This window comes from Streptomyces sp. NPDC026377 (assembly GCF_055567715.1).
In genome coordinates, this window is sequence record NZ_JBVHPV010000002.1 from 302,387 (window position 1) to 317,126 (window position 14,740).

General features: G+C 72.3%; 14 protein-coding genes. 8 read left to right on the plus strand and 6 right to left on the minus strand.

What is annotated here, in order from left to right:
- Positions 1-23: 23 nt before the first annotated feature.
- Together ACZ4MU_RS05455 and ACZ4MU_RS05460 are read right to left on the minus strand one after the other, a co-directional pair.
- Positions 24-1,055: a family 2 encapsulin nanocompartment cargo protein polyprenyl transferase gene (locus tag ACZ4MU_RS05455; RefSeq protein ID WP_467871265.1), complete on the minus strand. Its 1,032-nt coding sequence runs from the start codon at positions 1,053-1,055 to the stop codon at positions 24-26.
- Between the two features lie 155 nt (positions 1,056-1,210).
- On the minus strand, positions 1,211-2,608 hold the full coding sequence (locus ACZ4MU_RS05460) for a family 2B encapsulin nanocompartment shell protein (protein WP_467871268.1): 1,398 nt from the start codon (positions 2,606-2,608) through the stop codon (positions 1,211-1,213).
- A 386-nt stretch (positions 2,609-2,994) separates the two neighbouring features.
- Here ACZ4MU_RS05460 and ACZ4MU_RS05465 point away from each other — a divergent pair, with 386 nt between their 5' ends.
- Complete coding sequence (locus ACZ4MU_RS05465) at positions 2,995-3,585, plus strand: N-acetylmuramoyl-L-alanine amidase (RefSeq protein ID WP_467871271.1); 591 nt, start codon at positions 2,995-2,997, stop codon at positions 3,583-3,585.
- Positions 3,586-3,607: 22 nt separating this feature from the next.
- On the plus strand, positions 3,608-4,516 hold the full coding sequence (locus ACZ4MU_RS05470; RefSeq protein ID WP_467871273.1) for a 1-aminocyclopropane-1-carboxylate deaminase/D-cysteine desulfhydrase: 909 nt from the start codon (positions 3,608-3,610) through the stop codon (positions 4,514-4,516).
- A 96-nt stretch (positions 4,517-4,612) separates the two neighbouring features.
- Here ACZ4MU_RS05470 and ACZ4MU_RS05475 read toward each other — a convergent pair whose 3' ends face one another.
- A complete protein-coding gene (locus ACZ4MU_RS05475; RefSeq protein WP_467871275.1) occupies positions 4,613-6,211 on the minus strand; it encodes a Na+/H+ antiporter in 1,599 nt (532 codons plus the stop codon).
- A 40-nt stretch (positions 6,212-6,251) separates the two neighbouring features.
- On the opposite strand from ACZ4MU_RS05475, the gene ACZ4MU_RS05480 reads away from it, so the two are divergent.
- The 3 genes from ACZ4MU_RS05480 to ACZ4MU_RS05490 all read left to right on the plus strand — a co-directional run bounded on the left by ACZ4MU_RS05480 (position 6,252) and on the right by ACZ4MU_RS05490 (position 8,191).
- On the plus strand, positions 6,252-6,512 hold the full coding sequence (locus ACZ4MU_RS05480; RefSeq protein ID WP_467871278.1) for a UBP-type zinc finger domain-containing protein: 261 nt from the start codon (positions 6,252-6,254) through the stop codon (positions 6,510-6,512).
- Between the two features lie 303 nt (positions 6,513-6,815).
- Positions 6,816-7,229 carry an ATP-binding protein gene (locus tag ACZ4MU_RS05485; RefSeq protein ID WP_067163834.1) on the plus strand — a complete coding sequence of 138 codons (414 nt, stop codon included), beginning with the start codon at positions 6,816-6,818 and terminating at the stop codon, positions 7,227-7,229.
- A gap of 14 nt (positions 7,230-7,243) precedes the next feature.
- Complete coding sequence (locus ACZ4MU_RS05490) at positions 7,244-8,191, plus strand: RNA polymerase sigma factor SigF (protein ID WP_467871281.1); 948 nt, start codon at positions 7,244-7,246, stop codon at positions 8,189-8,191.
- Between the two features lie 260 nt (positions 8,192-8,451).
- On the opposite strand, the gene ACZ4MU_RS05495 is transcribed toward ACZ4MU_RS05490, so the two are convergent.
- A complete protein-coding gene (locus tag ACZ4MU_RS05495) occupies positions 8,452-8,907 on the minus strand; it encodes a hypothetical protein (protein WP_467871284.1) in 456 nt (151 codons plus the stop codon).
- A gap of 103 nt (positions 8,908-9,010) precedes the next feature.
- On the opposite strand from ACZ4MU_RS05495, the gene ACZ4MU_RS05500 reads away from it, so the two are divergent.
- Both ACZ4MU_RS05500 and ACZ4MU_RS05505 read left to right on the plus strand, forming a co-directional pair.
- Entirely contained in the window at positions 9,011-9,979 is a 969-nt protein-coding gene (locus ACZ4MU_RS05500) for a diacylglycerol/lipid kinase family protein (protein WP_467871287.1), read from the plus strand.
- Positions 9,980-10,296: 317 nt separating this feature from the next.
- Complete coding sequence (locus tag ACZ4MU_RS05505) at positions 10,297-10,554, plus strand: WhiB family transcriptional regulator (protein WP_004937597.1); 258 nt, start codon at positions 10,297-10,299, stop codon at positions 10,552-10,554.
- A gap of 153 nt (positions 10,555-10,707) precedes the next feature.
- Here ACZ4MU_RS05505 and ACZ4MU_RS05510 read toward each other — a convergent pair whose 3' ends face one another.
- Positions 10,708-12,174: a sensor histidine kinase gene (locus ACZ4MU_RS05510; RefSeq protein WP_467872224.1), complete on the minus strand. Its 1,467-nt coding sequence runs from the start codon at positions 12,172-12,174 to the stop codon at positions 10,708-10,710.
- A gap of 327 nt (positions 12,175-12,501) precedes the next feature.
- Positions 12,502-13,575 (minus strand): SIS domain-containing protein, encoded by a 1,074-nt coding sequence (locus ACZ4MU_RS05515; protein WP_467871289.1) that lies wholly within the window; start codon positions 13,573-13,575, stop codon positions 12,502-12,504.
- 158 nt (positions 13,576-13,733) lie between these two features.
- On the opposite strand from ACZ4MU_RS05515, the gene nagB reads away from it, so the two are divergent.
- Positions 13,734-14,519, plus strand: coding sequence for a glucosamine-6-phosphate deaminase (gene nagB / locus ACZ4MU_RS05520; protein WP_467871292.1), 786 nt, complete (start codon positions 13,734-13,736; stop codon positions 14,517-14,519).
- Positions 14,520-14,740: the final 221 nt, after the last annotated feature.

Here is a 14,740-nt window from a genome sequence, read left to right on the forward strand (position 1 = left end):
GGCCAGCCCCCCTCGGGCCGCTGTCAGTGGGAGCGCCGGGTCACGTACTCCGCCAGGGCCAGCAGGTCGCCCGCCGCCGCGAGGTCCGGGACCGCCCGGGAGAGCTCGCCGACCGCCCGGGCCATCCGGTCGGCCGCGTGGATCTGCGCCCAGTCGCGGCCGCCCGCCCGGTCCACCGCCTCCGCCGCCCGCCGCACCGCGGCCGCCCCCATCGGGCCCCGGTACAGCTCGGCGAGTTCGGCCGCCGCCGGGGTGGCCGAGGTCAGGGCGGCCACCACCGGCAGCGACTTCTTGTGCGAGGCGAGGTCGGCCCCGGCGGGTTTGCCGGTACGGCCGGGATCGCCCCAGATGCCGATCAGATCGTCGATGAGCTGGAAGGCGAGCCCCGCCTCGCGGCCGAAGGCGTCGAGCGCGGACACCTCCTCGGGCCCGCTTCCCGCGTACAGCGCGCCCAGCGAACAGGCGCAGCCCAGCAGTGCCCCGGTCTTGGCCATCGCCATGTCCAGGCACTCCTGAAGGGAGACCTCCTGGGGGCCGCGCTGCTCGAAGGCGCAGTCGGCCTGCTGGCCGGCGCAGAGCTCGATGACGCAGGAGGCGAGCCGGGCGGAGGCGGCCGGGGCCGCCGGGTGGGTGTCCTCGGCCAGCAGCCGCAGCGCCAGGGCGAGCAGCGCGTCCCCGACGACGATCGCGTCGGGGGTGCCGAACACGGTCCAGGCGGTGGGCCGGTGGTGCCGGGTCGCGTCCTCGTCGATCACGTCGTCGTGCAGCAGGGTGAAGTTGTGGACGAGCTCGACGGCCGCGGCGGCCCGCAGCGCCCGCCCGGGATCGCCGCCCAGCGCCCCGGTGGCCGCGAGGACGAGCGCGGGCCGGATCGCCTTGCCCGCCTGCCCGGCGGCCGGGGTGCCGTCGGCCTGCTCCCAGCCGAAGTGGTACATCGCGACCCGTCGTATCGAGCCGGGCAGCGACTCCACGGTGTCCCGCAGCAACGGGTTCACCGCGATCCGGGTCCGTTCCAGCAGGCCCACGGCCTCGCGTCCCTCGACGGCTTCCCCCATGACCAACTCGACACTCCTCTCGCCGTGTCCGACTGCGCGGCCCTTCCCGCGTCGCGGCCGGTGCGCGCGTCCACCGCCGCGCGCGGTGGGGGTCTTTCCGGGCGGGCGGCCGGGGGACCTCCCCGACCGCCGGCCGCCCGCCCGGGGCCGGGGGATCAGCGCCAGCGGCTGACTTCCACGTTCTCCAGGACACCGAGGGCGTCGGGGACGAGGATCGCGGCCGAGTAGTAGGCGGTGACGAGGTAGGAGATGATCGCCTGCTCGTCGATACCCATGAACCGCACGGACAGGCTCGGTTCGATCTCGTCGGGGATGCCGCTCTGCCGGAGCCCGATGACACCCTGCTCGTCCTCGCCCGTACGCATACAGAGAATTGAGGACGTACGGGCGTCGCTGACCGGGATCTTGTTGCACGGGAAGATCGGCACCCCGCGCCAGGTCGAGATGCGGTTGCCGCCGATGTCGATGCTCTCGGGGACCAGGCCGCGCCTGTTGCACTCGCGGCCGAAGGCGGCGATGGCGCGCGGGTGGGCGAGGAAGAGCTTGCTGCCGCGGCGGCGCGCGAGCAGTTCGTCCATGTCGTCGGGGCTGGGGACGCCGTCGTGGGGCTGGAGGCGCTGGTCGTAGTCGCAGTTGGCGAGCAGTCCGAACTCGCGGTTGTTGATGAGTTCGTCCTCCTGGCGCTCGCGCAGCGCCTCGACGGTGAGCCGCAACTGCTGCTCGGTCTGGTTCATCGGCTGGTTGTAGAGGTCGGCGACCCGGCTGTGGACCTTCAGCACGGTCTGGGCGACGGAGAGTTCGTACTCGCGGGGCGCGCTCTCGTAGTCCACGTACGTGTGCGGGATGACCGGCTCGCCGACATGGCCGGAGGCCAGGTCGATGGCCGCTTCGCCGTACTTGTTGGTGCGCTGCTCCGGGATCGCGGCGTAGGCGGTCAGATGGTCGCCCAGGGAGGTGGCGCGCTCGGCGAGGTTGAGCACGTCCGCGCGCCTGAGCGCGAGGACGGTGCAGGCGGTGGCGGCCCGGGCGGTGTCGTCCCAGGTGGCGTCGGACGAGACGAGCGCCTGTTCGCCCAGGTGCGCCCCGTCGGCCAGGACGCCGAGCACCGCCTCGTCGCCGTAGGGCCCGGTGCCGATGCGCTCGACGCGGCCGTGGGCCAGCAGATAGACCGTGTCCACGATGTCCCCGGCGGTGGCGATGACCTCTCCGGCGGCGAACTCGCGCTGCTCGCAGCGGTTCGCCAGCTCGCTCAGCGCCGACTCGTCCTCGAAGCCGCGCAGCGCGGGCAGCTCTCCCAGCTCGGCTGGGATCACGGTGACCCGCTCACCGGTCTGCACGAACGTGATCTTCCCGTCGCCGACCGCGTAGCTCAGTCGCCGGTTGACCCGGTACGTACCACCCTTGACCTGCACCCACGGCAGCATGCGCAGCAGCCACCGGGAGGTGATCTCCTGCATCTGCGGGGCGGACTTGGTGGTGGTCGCCAGATTCCGCGCGGCTGCGGTGCCAAGACTCTGCTGCGCGCGGTTCTCGGGCCCTGCCTCGACCGACATGTGTTTCCCTCTCGATCTTCCGATCATGAGCTGACCTGCGCGAGAAGCCTTCCAGCACGGACCGTGCGTGCGCCATTACACAAATGAGTGGGACTAGAACCCGTTCCGGCGGGGCAGGTTGCGCCCTCCCCAGGAGGGACCCCCCACTTCCGGCCACACATACGCCGAGGGCGTCGCGCCCGTCGGCATCCACGGCGCGGTGCCCGGGCCCGGCCTCCGTCTCGCGCAGGACCGGCCCTCGGTGGGCGGACTGTCCGGGTCGGCTCGCACGCCGCCCGAACAGATCGCCCATAGTGGGAAGTTCCGGTAGAAGCGGGTAGAGCACATTCCGGCTCAACCGCACCAGGTACCGCAAAACGGGGTACCGCTCACCGAAGGAGTCGGCCATGGCCCCACCCATGTCGGCTGACCAGTTCCTCTCCGCCCTGCGCGCCGAGGGCCTCCACGTCGTCGAGGTCGACGGCTGGCGCACCCACAACCGGGCCGGGCACGGCGCCTGGGGGCCGCTCAACGGGGTGATGATCCACCACACGGTGACCCGGGGCGCGAACGCGACCGTTCGCATCTGCTACGACGGCTATGCCGCCCTGCCCGGTCCGCTCTGCCACGGCGTGATCACCAAGGACGGGACCGTCCACATGGTCGGCAACGGCCGCGCCAACCACGCCGGCGCGGGCGACGGCGACGTGCTCCGCGCGGTCGTCGCGGAAAAACGCCTGCCGCCGTGCCACAAGGCCGACACCGACGGCAACCCGCGGTTCTACGGGTTCGAGTGCGAGAACCTCGGCGACGGCGAGGACCCCTGGCCACCGGCCCAGCTCCTGGCGATCGAGAAGGCCGCGGCGGCCGTCTGCCGGCACTACGGCTGGACCGAGCGGTCGGTGATCGGCCACCGGGAGTGGCAGCCGGGCAAGGTCGATCCGCGCGGCTTCGGCATGGACTGGCTGCGGGAGCGGGTCCACGAGCGGCTGAAGTGACGGCCCCGGTCACAATGGACAGGTGACCGAAGAAGCGCTCGACCCCGCCACCGTCCTGCGGCCGCGTATCCCTTCGCCTCTGCAACCGGTCGAGGACGAGCGCTTCGCCCGCCACGGCGTCCGGCTGCTGCTCAAGCGGGACGATCTGATCCACCCGGCCCTGCCGGGCAACAAGTGGCGCAAACTGGCGCTCAATCTGCGCGAGGCGGCCGGGCGCCCGGTGCTGACCTTCGGCGGCGCCTACTCCAACCATCTGCGCGCCACCGCCGCGGCCGGCCGCCTCCTGGGCTTTCCCACCATCGGCCTGGTCCGCGGCGACGAACTCGCCCACCGGCCCCTGAACGCCTCGCTCGCCCGGTGCGCCGCGGACGGCATGCGGCTGCACTTCGTGGACCGCGCGACCTACCGGCGCAAGGCCGAGCCGGAGGTGCTGGCCGCGCTGCGCGAGCGCTTCGGTCCCGGCGCCTACGTCGTCCCCGAGGGCGGCAGCAACGTCCTGGCCGTGCGCGGCTGCGCGGAGCTCGGGCGCGAGCTGGACGGCCGCGCCGACGTGGTGGCGGTGGCCTGCGGGACCGGCGGCACCCTGGCCGGGCTCGCCGCCGGGCTGACGCGGCCCCGGCGCGCGCTCGGCTTCCCGGTGCTGCGGGGCGGCTTCCTCGCGCGCGAGATACGGCGGTCGCAGGAGGAGGCCTTCGGCGCGGCCGGGGACAACTGGTCCCTGGACGAGCGCTTCCACTGCGGCGGTTACGCCCGTACCACCCCCGAACTCACCGCCTTCGCGGACGACTTCGAGGCCCGCCACGGGCTGCCGCTGGAGCGCCTGTATGTCGCCAAGATGCTGTACGGGCTGGTGACGCTCGCCGGGGAGGGGGCGTTCCCCGAGGGGAGTTCGGTCGCCGCCGTGGTCACCGGGCCGCCGCTCCGGCCGTAGCAGCGCTTCCGCCCCGGGGGCCGCCTACGGCTCGGGAGCCGCTCACACCTCGGGAGCCGCTCACACCTCGGGAGCCGCTCGCGCCCCGGGGGCCGCTCACGACTCGCTCTCGCGGTACGCCGCCGCCTCCTCCAGGTCCAGCCGGCGCAGCAGCGTGCGCAGCATCTCGTCGTCGATCCGGCGCGCGTCCCGCAGCTGGACGAACACCTCGCGCTCGGCGCCGATCATCTCGCGCGAGAGCCTGCGGTAGGTGGCGTCGGCCGACTCCCCGGTCACCGCGTTCACCCCGCCCAGCCGCTCCCACGGGGAGTTGCGGCGGCGCTCCAGGACCGTGCGCAGCCGGTCTACCAGCGGCTGCGGCAGCGCGTTCGCCTCGTCCGCGAGCAGCTCCTCCAGACGGCGCTCCGCGGCCAGCGAGGCGTCGCTCTGGGCCTGCGCCTCGGCCAGCGTCGCCGCCCGCGCGTCGCGGCCGGGCAGCTTCAGCGCCCGGATCAGCGGCGGCAGGGTCAGCCCCTGCACCACCAGGGTGGCGATGACCGTGGTGAAGGTCAGGAACAGCACGAGGTTGCGGGCCGGGAAGGGATGGCCGTCGTGCGTGGTGAGCGGGATCGAGAAGGCGATGGCGAGCGAGACCACCCCGCGCATCCCGGCCCATCCCACGATCACCGGCGCCGTCCAGTCCGTGTCCGGCTCGCGGGTGCGGATCCGCTCCGACAGGACGCGGGGAAGGAAGGTCGCGGGGAAGACCCAGACGAACCGCATCGCGACGACCGCGGCGAAGACCCCGGTGGCGTACAGCAGCGCCTCCCCCACCCGGTACTCCCCGAGCCCCCTCAGCACCACCGGGAGCTGGAGTCCGATCAGCGCGAACACCGACGACTCCAGGACGAAGGCGACCATCTTCCAGACCGCCGCCTCCTGGAGCCGGGTCGCGAAGTCCACCTGCCAGGAGCGGTGGCCCAGATGGAGCGCGACGACCACCACGGCGAGCACCCCGGACGCCCCGACGCCCTCGGCCGCCGCGTACGCGAGGAACGGGATGAGCAGCGAGAGGGTGTTCTGGAGCAGCGCCTCCGTCAGCCGGGTGCGCAGCCAGTGGATCGGCACCATCAGCACCAGCCCGATCCCCACCCCGCCGAGCGAGGCCAGCGCGAACTCCCCGATCCCGCCCGCCCAGGTCGCTCCCTCCCCCACCGCGGCCGCCAGCGCCACCTTGTAGGCGGTGATGGCGGTCGCGTCGTTCACCAGGGACTCGCCCTGGAGGATGGTGGTGATCCGGCCCGGCAGGCCGAGGCGCCGGGCGATCGCGGTGGCCGCGACCGCGTCCGGCGGCGCGACCACCGCACCGAGCACCAGCGCGGCCGTGAGCGGCAGATCGGGCACCAGCAGATAGGCGAGCCAGCCGACGGCCACCGTCGCGAACAGGACGTACCCGACCGAGAGCAGCGCGACGGGCCGCAGATTGGCCCGCAGATCGAGGTACGAACTGTCCACGGCGGCCGTGTACAGCAGCGGCGGCAGCAGCAGGGGCAGCACGATGTGCGGGTCGAGCGTGTAGTCCGGAACCCCCGGCACATAGGCGGCGGCGAGCCCCGCCGCGACCAGCAGCAGCGGGGCCGGCACCGGGGTGCGGCGGGCGGCCCCCGCCACCACGGCACTCCCCGCGACCAGTGCCACCAGCGGCAACGCGTCCATCCCAGCCACCTCACAGCCCGACCGTCGTAACCTGGCAATCATGAGCGAGTGCCCCCACGTTGCCGAACTGCCGCGCCCCGAGCCCCCCGCGCTGACGGACACCTGCCCGCAGTGCCTGGCCGCGGGCACCCATCACGTACAGCTGCGGCTCTGTCTGGTGTGCGGCTATGTGGGCTGCTGCGACTCCTCGCCGATGCGGCACGCGACCTCCCACCACCTCGCCACCGGGCATCCGGTGATGCGCACCCTGGAGCCGGGCGAGGACTGGCGCTGGTGCTTCGTGGACAACGCACTGGTGTGAGGCGGGAAGCCGGGAGAATCCGGACGGTTCGACACCCTCCGCCCTGGGTACGTCAACCCGGCGCCGGTTCACAGCAATTGGGCACCGCACACCTCTAGCCACTGTCCGTGCTCATATGCTTACCATGAGTGACACCTGCCGGGAGGGGTCCCGGCGACACGGCACCATGGATCGCGATAGCGTCGCCCTTCCGAGCACCACGATCGCGTGGACGACGCACGATCACCGCATTTCGTACCGCATGGCCCCGGAGGCGTCCCCTCCGCCGGGGCCCGAGAGAGCTTGTGCACCTTGGAGGTGAGGGTGTCCCAGATCGCAGGCGAGCCCGGGAACCAGGACTTCGTGGAAGTCCGGCTGCCGGCCGCGGGTGCCTACCTGTCGGTGCTGCGTACGGCCACGGCCGGTCTCGCGGCACGTTTGGACTTCACCCTCGACGAGATCGAGGATCTGCGTATCGCGGTCGACGAGGCCTGCGCGATCCTGCTCCAGCAGGCCGTCCCCGGCTCCGTGCTGAGCTGTGTCTTCCGTCTCGTCGACGACTCCCTGGAGGTCACGGTCTCGGCGCCGACCACGGACGGCCGGGCGCCCGAGCGCGACACCTTCGCCTGGACGGTGCTCTCGGCACTCGCCGGCAAGGTCGACTCCTCGGTCGCCGACGACCGCACGGTCTCCATCAGCCTGTACAAACAGCGCGGCGCGGGACCCGGACCGGCGTGAGCGGGGACGGTCCGGTGCGGGACGACAGGCGCATCCCCGAGTCGCACTCGGAGGAGCCGCTCTCCATCGGTGTCCCGGAGCAGCAGGCCCGGCCGCACCCGGTGGACGGACTTGACGGCCTTGAGGCCGTGGCGGAGCAGACGCGGCAGGCAGAGCGGGCGGCCCACATGAGCGAGCACATCGAGCACACGCACCACCAGCACGATCCGCAGGACCGCAGCGGGGCGCGGGCGATGTTCATCGAGCTGCGCAAGCTCCCGGACGGTTCGCCGGAGAAGGCCGAGCTGCGCAACCGGCTCGTCCGGATGCACCTTCCGCTGGTCGAGCACCTGGCCCGGCGGTTCCGCAACCGCGGCGAGCCGCTGGACGACCTGACCCAGGTCGCCACCATCGGCCTGATCAAGTCGGTCGACCGGTTCGATCCGGAGCGCGGGGTCGAGTTCTCGACGTACGCGACGCCCACGGTCGTCGGCGAGATCAAGCGGCACTTCCGCGACAAGGGCTGGGCGGTCCGGGTGCCGCGGCGCCTGCAGGAGCTGCGCCTGGCCCTCACCACGGCCACGGCCGAGCTCTCCCAGCAGCACGGCCGCTCGCCCACGGTGCACGAGCTGGCGGAGCGCCTGGGCATCTCCGAGGAGGAGGTCCTGGAGGGCCTGGAGTCGGCCAACGCCTACTCGACGCTCTCGCTGGACGTCCCGGACACCGACGACGAGTCACCGGCGGTCGCGGACACCCTGGGCGCGGAGGACGAGGCGCTGGAGGGCGTGGAGTACCGGGAGTCGCTCAAGCCGCTCCTGGAGGACCTGCCGCCGCGCGAGAAGCGGATCCTGCTGCTGCGCTTCTTCGGGAACATGACCCAGTCGCAGATCGCGCAGGAGGTCGGCATCTCGCAGATGCACGTCTCGCGCCTGCTGGCCAGGACCCTGGCGCAGCTGCGGGAGAAGTTGCTGGTGGAGGAGTAGAGGGGGAGGGCCCGCCCCGGGCCGGGTGCCCGGCCGGGTCCGCGGGTGTCCGGGTCCGGTGTGCGCACTTCGCAGCTCGCGGGCTCCGGTCCTGCCACGGGGGCGCGGCGGCCGGGCGGGCGCCGCTACGTACGGCCGCAAGGCGAGGACGGGCGGCGACGGCAGTGCAGTCGGCCGCTCACATCACCGCGGACGGGCGTCGGCCGGTCACATCACCGCAAGGCGGGCGTGGCCGCCTCCCCGCACTGCGCACGGCCCGCCTACGGCTGCCGGGTCCCACCCGCTCCGCTCACGCCGAGTGCCTCGGCCGTGGCCGGGTTGACCAGCTGGACCAGTCCCGTCACCGCGAGCACGGCCGTCACGATCCCCACCGGGATGGCCGGGCCGTCGGAGGTCAGGAACATCCAGGCCACCGGAAGCGCCAGGATCTGGGTGATCAGCGCGGGCCCCCGGCTCCAGCGGCGCCGCAACAGCAGCCCGCGCGCGGCGACCAGCGGGATGAGCCCGAGGACGATCAGCGTCACCCCGCCCGTCACGGCCTGCCGGGGCTGGTCGGGCTTGCCCACCAGGCCCATCACGAGCATGAAGAGGCCGCCGCCGACCAGGGCCAGACCCTCGATCGCGGCGATCGCGGCGGCCGTCGTCAGCCGCCGGGGACGCGGCCCCTCGGGGGCTCCGGTGCCGGTCTCGCTGTCAGGGTGCTGCTCAGTACTCACCCCAGCAGGGTAGCCCTCGCCCCCGCCCGCCGCCCGGGCCCGGGGGGCCGCGGCGAGGGGGCTGGACTGTGCCCGGTACCACCCGGTAGGTACTCTGGCGACCATGCGTGCACTTCTCGTGGTCAACCCGGCGGCTACCACCACCAGTGCCCGCACCCGTGATGTCCTCATCCACGCGCTGGCCAGCGAGATGAAGCTGGAGGCCGTGACCACGGAGTACCGGGGGCACGCCCGCGACCTCGGGCGGCGGGCGGCGGAGAGCAGTGACATCGACCTCGTCGTGGCGCTCGGCGGTGACGGCACGGTCAACGAGGTCGTCAACGGACTGCTGCACAACGGCCCCGACCCGGAGAACCTGCCGAGCTTCGCGGCGGTCCCCGGCGGCTCCACCAATGTCTTCGCCCGCGCGATCGGGCTGCCGAACGAGCCCGTGGAGGCGACCGGCATACTGCTCGACGCCCTGCGCGAGGGGCGCGGGCGCACGGTGAGCCTGGGGCTGGCGGCCGGCACACCGGGCACCGAGGACGAGGGCGTCCCGGACCGCTGGTTCACTTTCTGTGCCGGACTCGGGTTCGACGCGGGTGTCGTCGGCCGGGTCGAACAGCAGCGCGAGCGCGGCAGACGCTCCACCCACAGTCTGTACCTGCGCCAGGTGGCCCGGCAGTTCTTCGCCGAGCGGCACCGGCGGCACGGCACGATCACCCTGGAGCGGCCCGGGCAGGACCCGGTCGAGGACCTGGTGATGTCCATAGTCTGCAACACCTCCCCCTGGACCTACCTGGGCAATCGGCCGGTGTACGCGACCCCGGAGGCGTCCTTCGAGACGGCCCTCGACGTGCTCTCGCTCTCCAGACTCTCGACCTCCTCGGCGGCCCGCTACGCCACCCAGCTGCTGACCTCGACCCCCGAGAAGGGTCCCCACGGCAAACACGCGGTTTCACTGCATGACCTCACGGCCTTCACCTTGCATTCCAAGGCCCCGCTGCCCTTCCAGATGGACGGCGACCACCTGGGTCTGCGTACGAGCGTGACGTTCACAGGCGTACGCCGTGCACTGCGTGTGATTGTGTGAGTGGAAGGGCCGAAAGTCCTTTAACTCGAACGTTTGGGCTGGGCCCCACCCCATAGAAGTACGACTGTGACTCAGTCGACACCAAGGAATCAAAAAAAACTTTCCGGAAGGGGTTGTATCCGCCGCCGAGGTTTGCGAATCTCTACATGGCGATCGGGACGGCCCGCAACACCAGCCTCCGTGAGAGCCAGAACCCCTCCTCAAACTCCGGACCCACAACCAGTCCAACTGGAAGTCGGCCCTTCCCTTGCGGAGGGATTCGTGAAAGCGTTCACATTCACAAGCACCCATACGTACCACCAAGAGAGGTAGCAGCCATGGACTGGCGTCACAACGCCGTTTGTCGTGAGGAAGACCCCGAGCTGTTCTTCCCCATCGGCAACACCGGTCCTGCGCTGCTGCAGATCGAGGAAGCCAAGGCCGTCTGCCGCCGCTGCCCCGTCATGGAGCAGTGCCTGCAGTGGGCGCTCGAGTCCGGCCAGGACTCCGGCGTCTGGGGTGGCCTCAGCGAGGACGAGCGCCGCGCGATGAAGCGCCGTGCCGCTCGCAACCGGGCGCGCAACGCGACCGCCTGATCCCCCCTCCTGCCTAGGCCCGCGCGGCGCGTACAGCGAGTACGCACTTACCGCCCCCCGAGCCGCAGCGCGCAGCAGAAGTAACCCACAGCATTCGAGCCCCGGACCGTTCTCGGTCCGGGGCTCGCTGCTCTGTGCGGCGCGCTTCGCGCGTTACTTGTCGGCCCGCACCGGTACGTCGAGCACCACCTGGGTGCCCCGCTCCGGCGCCGCCACCATGTCGAACGCGCCGCCGAGCTCGCCCTCGACCAGGGTGCGGACGATCTGGAGGCCGAGGTTCCCGGCCGTCTGGGGGTCGAAGCCCTCCGGCAGCCCCCGCCCGTCGTCGCGCACGGTGATCAGCAGCCGGGCGTCCTCACGGGTGCCGCCGCGCACCGCCGCGACCTCCACCGTGCCCTGCTCCCCCTGGGCGAAGGCGTGTTCCAGGGCGTTCTGGAGGATCTCGGTGAGGACCATCGCGAGCGGGGTGGCGACCTCGGCGTCCAGGATGCCGAAGCGTCCCGTACGGCGGCAGGCGACCTTGCCCGGGGAGATCTCCGCCACCATCGCGAGCACCCGGTCGGCGATCTCGTCGAACTCGACGCGCTCGTCCAGGTTCTGCGAGAGCGTCTCGTGCACGATCGCGATGGAGCCGACCCGCCGTACCGCCTCGTTCAGCGCCTCGCGCCCCTGGGCGGAGTCGATCCGCCGGGCCTGGAGGCGCAGCAGGGCCGCCACCGTCTGGAGGTTGTTCTTCACCCGGTGGTGGATCTCCCGGATGGTGGCGTCCTTGGTGATCAACTCTCGCTCGCGGCGGCGCAGTTCGGTCACGTCCCGCAGCAGCACCAGCGAACCGATCCGGGTGCCCTTGGGCTTGAGCGGGATGGCGCGCAGCTGGATGACCCCGCCGCTGCCCTCGACCTCGGTCTCGCGCGGAGCGTAGCCGCTGGCCAGTTTGGCGATCGCCTCGTCCACCGGGCCGCGCGAGGGGGCGAGTTGGGCGGTGAGCTCGCCCAGGTGCTGGCCGACCAGGTCGGAGGCGAGCCCCAGGCGGTGGTAGGCGGAGAGCGCGTTGGGCGAGGCGTACTGGACGATGCCGTCCGCGTCCAGCCGGATCAGCCCGTCCCCGGCGCGCGGGGAGGCGTCCATGTCGACCTGCTGCCCGGGGAAGGGGAAGGAGCCGGCGGCGATCATCTGCGCGAGGTCGGAGGCGGACTGGAGATAGGTGAGCTCCAGGCGCGAGGGTGTACGCACGGTGAGCAGATTGGTGTTGCGCGCGATCACTCCGAGGACGCGTCCTTCCCTCCGTACGGGGATGGACTCGACCCGCACCGGCACCTCCTCGCGCCACTCCGGGTCGCCCTCGCGCACGATCCGGCCCTCGTCCAGGGCGGCGTCGAGCAGCGGGCGCCGGCCGCGCGGGACGAGGTGGCCGACCATGTCGTCCTGGTAGGAGGTGGGGCCGGTGTTGGGCCGCATCTGCGCCACGGAGACGTACCGGGTGCCGTCCAGGGTGGGCACCCACAGCACGAGGTCGGCGAAGGAGAGGTCGGAGAGCAGCTGCCACTCCGAGACCAGCAGATGGAGCCACTCCAGGTCGGATTCACTGAGAGCGGTGTGCTGGCGTACGAGGTCGTTCATGGAGGGCACGTCAGCGAGGGTACCCGCGCGGGCTACGGCGCCGGGGCGGGACCCTCGGCCCGTCCGGCACCGCAGCCCGGAACTGCCGGCCGACGGGTGTGCGGTGCCCCTCGGCCTTACGGGAGGTCCTCGGCGCTGTCAGGGCAGAGAGCGCCGGGTTCCTCGGTCCGGCCTCCTGTGCGGGGAGGCCGGGGGCCTGCTGGGGCCATTGTGGACTAGACCATTCTCGCTGTCCATCCGTTTGACGGCCCCGCCCAGGCGGTACGAGCCTGCCACGCGCGGGGCGTTACGCCTAGTCCGTTCCACTCCTCGGCCCGTTCCGGCCGGTCAGCGGGTCTCCGTCACCTTCGCCAGGGCGCGGGGGGCGTCCGGGTCCTGGCCCCGGGCGATGGTCACCTCGTACGCGAGGAGTTGCAGCGGAAGGATCTCCAGGACCGGCTGGAGCTCCTCGGGGACGCCCTCGACCGGCAGCACGAACCCGGCCGAGGCCGCCTCCACCTGCGGCTGGGGGCCGACGACGAAGAGGTCGGCGCCCCGGCCGCGCAGCCGGTCGAGCACCGGCTGGAGCGCCTGGCCGCCACGGCCGTCGGTGACGACCGCGATCACCGGCGAGATGTTGTCGACCATGGCGAGCGGGCCGTGCAGCAGATCGGCCCCGGAGTACGCCAGGGCCGGGATGTAGCTGGTCTCCATCAGCTTGAGGGCGGCCTCCTTGGCCGTGGGGTAGCCGTAGCCGCGCGAGGTGATGACCATGCGCTCGGCGAAGCGGTAGCGGGAGGCGAGCCGGCGCACCTCGCTCTGGCGCGCCAGGACCCGGTCCGCGAGCCCGGGCAGCGCTTCGGCCGCCGAGACGTCGCCGCCGCGCAGCCCCTCCACGAAGAGGTAGAGGGCGAGCAGCGAGGCGGTGTACGTCTTGGTCGCGGGCAGCGCCTTCTCCGGCCCCGCCAGGATGTCGATGTGGTACTCGGAGACGGCGGCGAGCGGCGAGTCGGCGTTGTTGGTGACGGCCAGGGTGATCGCGCCCGCGCGCCGGGCGGCCCGGGTGGAGTCGACGAGGTCGGGCGAGCCGCCGGACTGGCTGACGGTGATGACGAGGACGTCGCCGAGGTCGGGGCGGGCGCCGTACGCGGTGGTGGTGGACATCGAGGTGAGCCCGCAGGGCATCCCGAGCCGGATCTCCAGCAGGTACTTGGCGTACAGGGCGGCGTTGTCGGAGGTGCCTCGGGCGGTCAGCAGGACGAAGCGGGGGGCGCGCGCGGCGATCGCGGCGGCCACCTCGCGGATGCGCGGGGCCCCCTCGGCGAGGATGCGGCGCAGTACGGCCGGCTGCTCGGCCATCTCCCCGCGCATGATCCGGCCGGGCTGCTCGCTGTGGGGTGCTCCGGTCTGTGTCGACGCCATACGGAATGCCTCCCAGGGGCGGTCTCTGTACGCGGTGCCGCAACCCTTCAAGTCGACCATGGCAGCCGGTGCGACCGCCAGCGGGAGCGGTGCCCGCTCTGCTAGATTGGTCTATACCACCCTGATCAGTCACGTCCTCTCCAGATCGGCAGGCCCACGTGGAAGTTGTCATCGTCCCGGACGCCAAGGCGGGCGGCGAGCTCATCGCGGAATCCATCGCGGCGCTGTGGCGGCGCAAGCCCGACGCCCTGCTCGGCGTGGCCACCGGCTCGACCCCGCTGCCCATCTACGACGCGCTGACGGCGAAGGTCGCGGCGGGCGCGGTGGATGTCTCGCGGGCGCGGGTGTGCCAGCTCGACGAGTACGTCGGGCTGCCGACCGGGCACCCCGAGTCCTACCGCGCGACCGTGATCCGCCAGGTCGTGGAGCCGCTCGGACTCGGCCCCGACTCGTTCATCGGGCCGGACGGCTCGGCGGCGGACGTCCAGGCGGCGTGCGAGGCGTACGACCGGGCGCTGGTGGCGGCCGGGGGCGTGGACCTCCAGATCCTCGGGATCGGCACCGACGGGCACATCGGTTTCAACGAGCCGTGCTCGTCGCTCGCCTCCCGTACCCGGATCAAGACGCTGACGGAGCAGACGCGGGTGGACAACGCGCGCTTCTTCGACGACGACATCGCGCAGGTGCCGCACCACGTGATCACGCAGGGGATCGGCACGATCCTGGAGGCGCGGCACCTGGTGCTGCTCGCCACGGGCGAGGGCAAGGCGGAGGCGGTGGCCCAGACCGTGGAGGGGCCGGTGGCGTCCGTGGTGCCGGCGTCGGCGCTTCAGTTGCATCCGCATGCGACGGTTGTGGTGGATGAGGGGGCGGCGTCGAAGTTGAAGCTGGCGGACTATTTCCGCCACACATACGCGAACAAGCCGTCCTGGCAGGGGCTGTAGCCCCTACCGCACCCCGCACAGGGGGACGGGGCTGCGCCCCGCTCCCCCGCCCCCTTCACCTGCGGGCCGGTGGGTCTGCTCGCGCAGTTCCCCGCGCCCCCGAACCCTCTTTCGCCCGCGGGCCGGTGGAGGGCTGGTCGCGCAGTTCCCCGCGCCCCTGACCCCGTGCTCTTCTGCGGGTCGTGGTCGGCCGGTCGCGCCGTTCCCCGCGCCCCCAAACC

What these genes read in the sequence shown, in the direction of transcription:
- ACZ4MU_RS05455 (WP_467871265.1), bottom strand. Translation starts at nt 1,055, where the DNA reads ATGGGGGAAGCCGTCGAGGGACGCGAGGCCGTGGGCCTGCTGGAACGG.
- ACZ4MU_RS05460 (WP_467871268.1), bottom strand. Translation starts at nt 2,608, where the DNA reads ATGTCGGTCGAGGCAGGGCCCGAGAACCGCGCGCAGCAGAGTCTTGGC.
- ACZ4MU_RS05465 (WP_467871271.1), top strand. Translation starts at nt 2,995, where the DNA reads ATGGCCCCACCCATGTCGGCTGACCAGTTCCTCTCCGCCCTGCGCGCC.
- ACZ4MU_RS05475 (WP_467871275.1), bottom strand. Translation starts at nt 6,211, where the DNA reads ATGGACGCGTTGCCGCTGGTGGCACTGGTCGCGGGGAGTGCCGTGGTG.
- ACZ4MU_RS05480 (WP_467871278.1), top strand. Translation starts at nt 6,252, where the DNA reads ATGAGCGAGTGCCCCCACGTTGCCGAACTGCCGCGCCCCGAGCCCCCC.
- ACZ4MU_RS05500 (WP_467871287.1), top strand. Translation starts at nt 9,011, where the DNA reads ATGCGTGCACTTCTCGTGGTCAACCCGGCGGCTACCACCACCAGTGCC.
- ACZ4MU_RS05505 (WP_004937597.1), top strand. Translation starts at nt 10,297, where the DNA reads ATGGACTGGCGTCACAACGCCGTTTGTCGTGAGGAAGACCCCGAGCTG.
- ACZ4MU_RS05510 (WP_467872224.1), bottom strand. Translation starts at nt 12,174, where the DNA reads ATGAACGACCTCGTACGCCAGCACACCGCTCTCAGTGAATCCGACCTG.
- ACZ4MU_RS05515 (WP_467871289.1), bottom strand. Translation starts at nt 13,575, where the DNA reads ATGGCGTCGACACAGACCGGAGCACCCCACAGCGAGCAGCCCGGCCGG.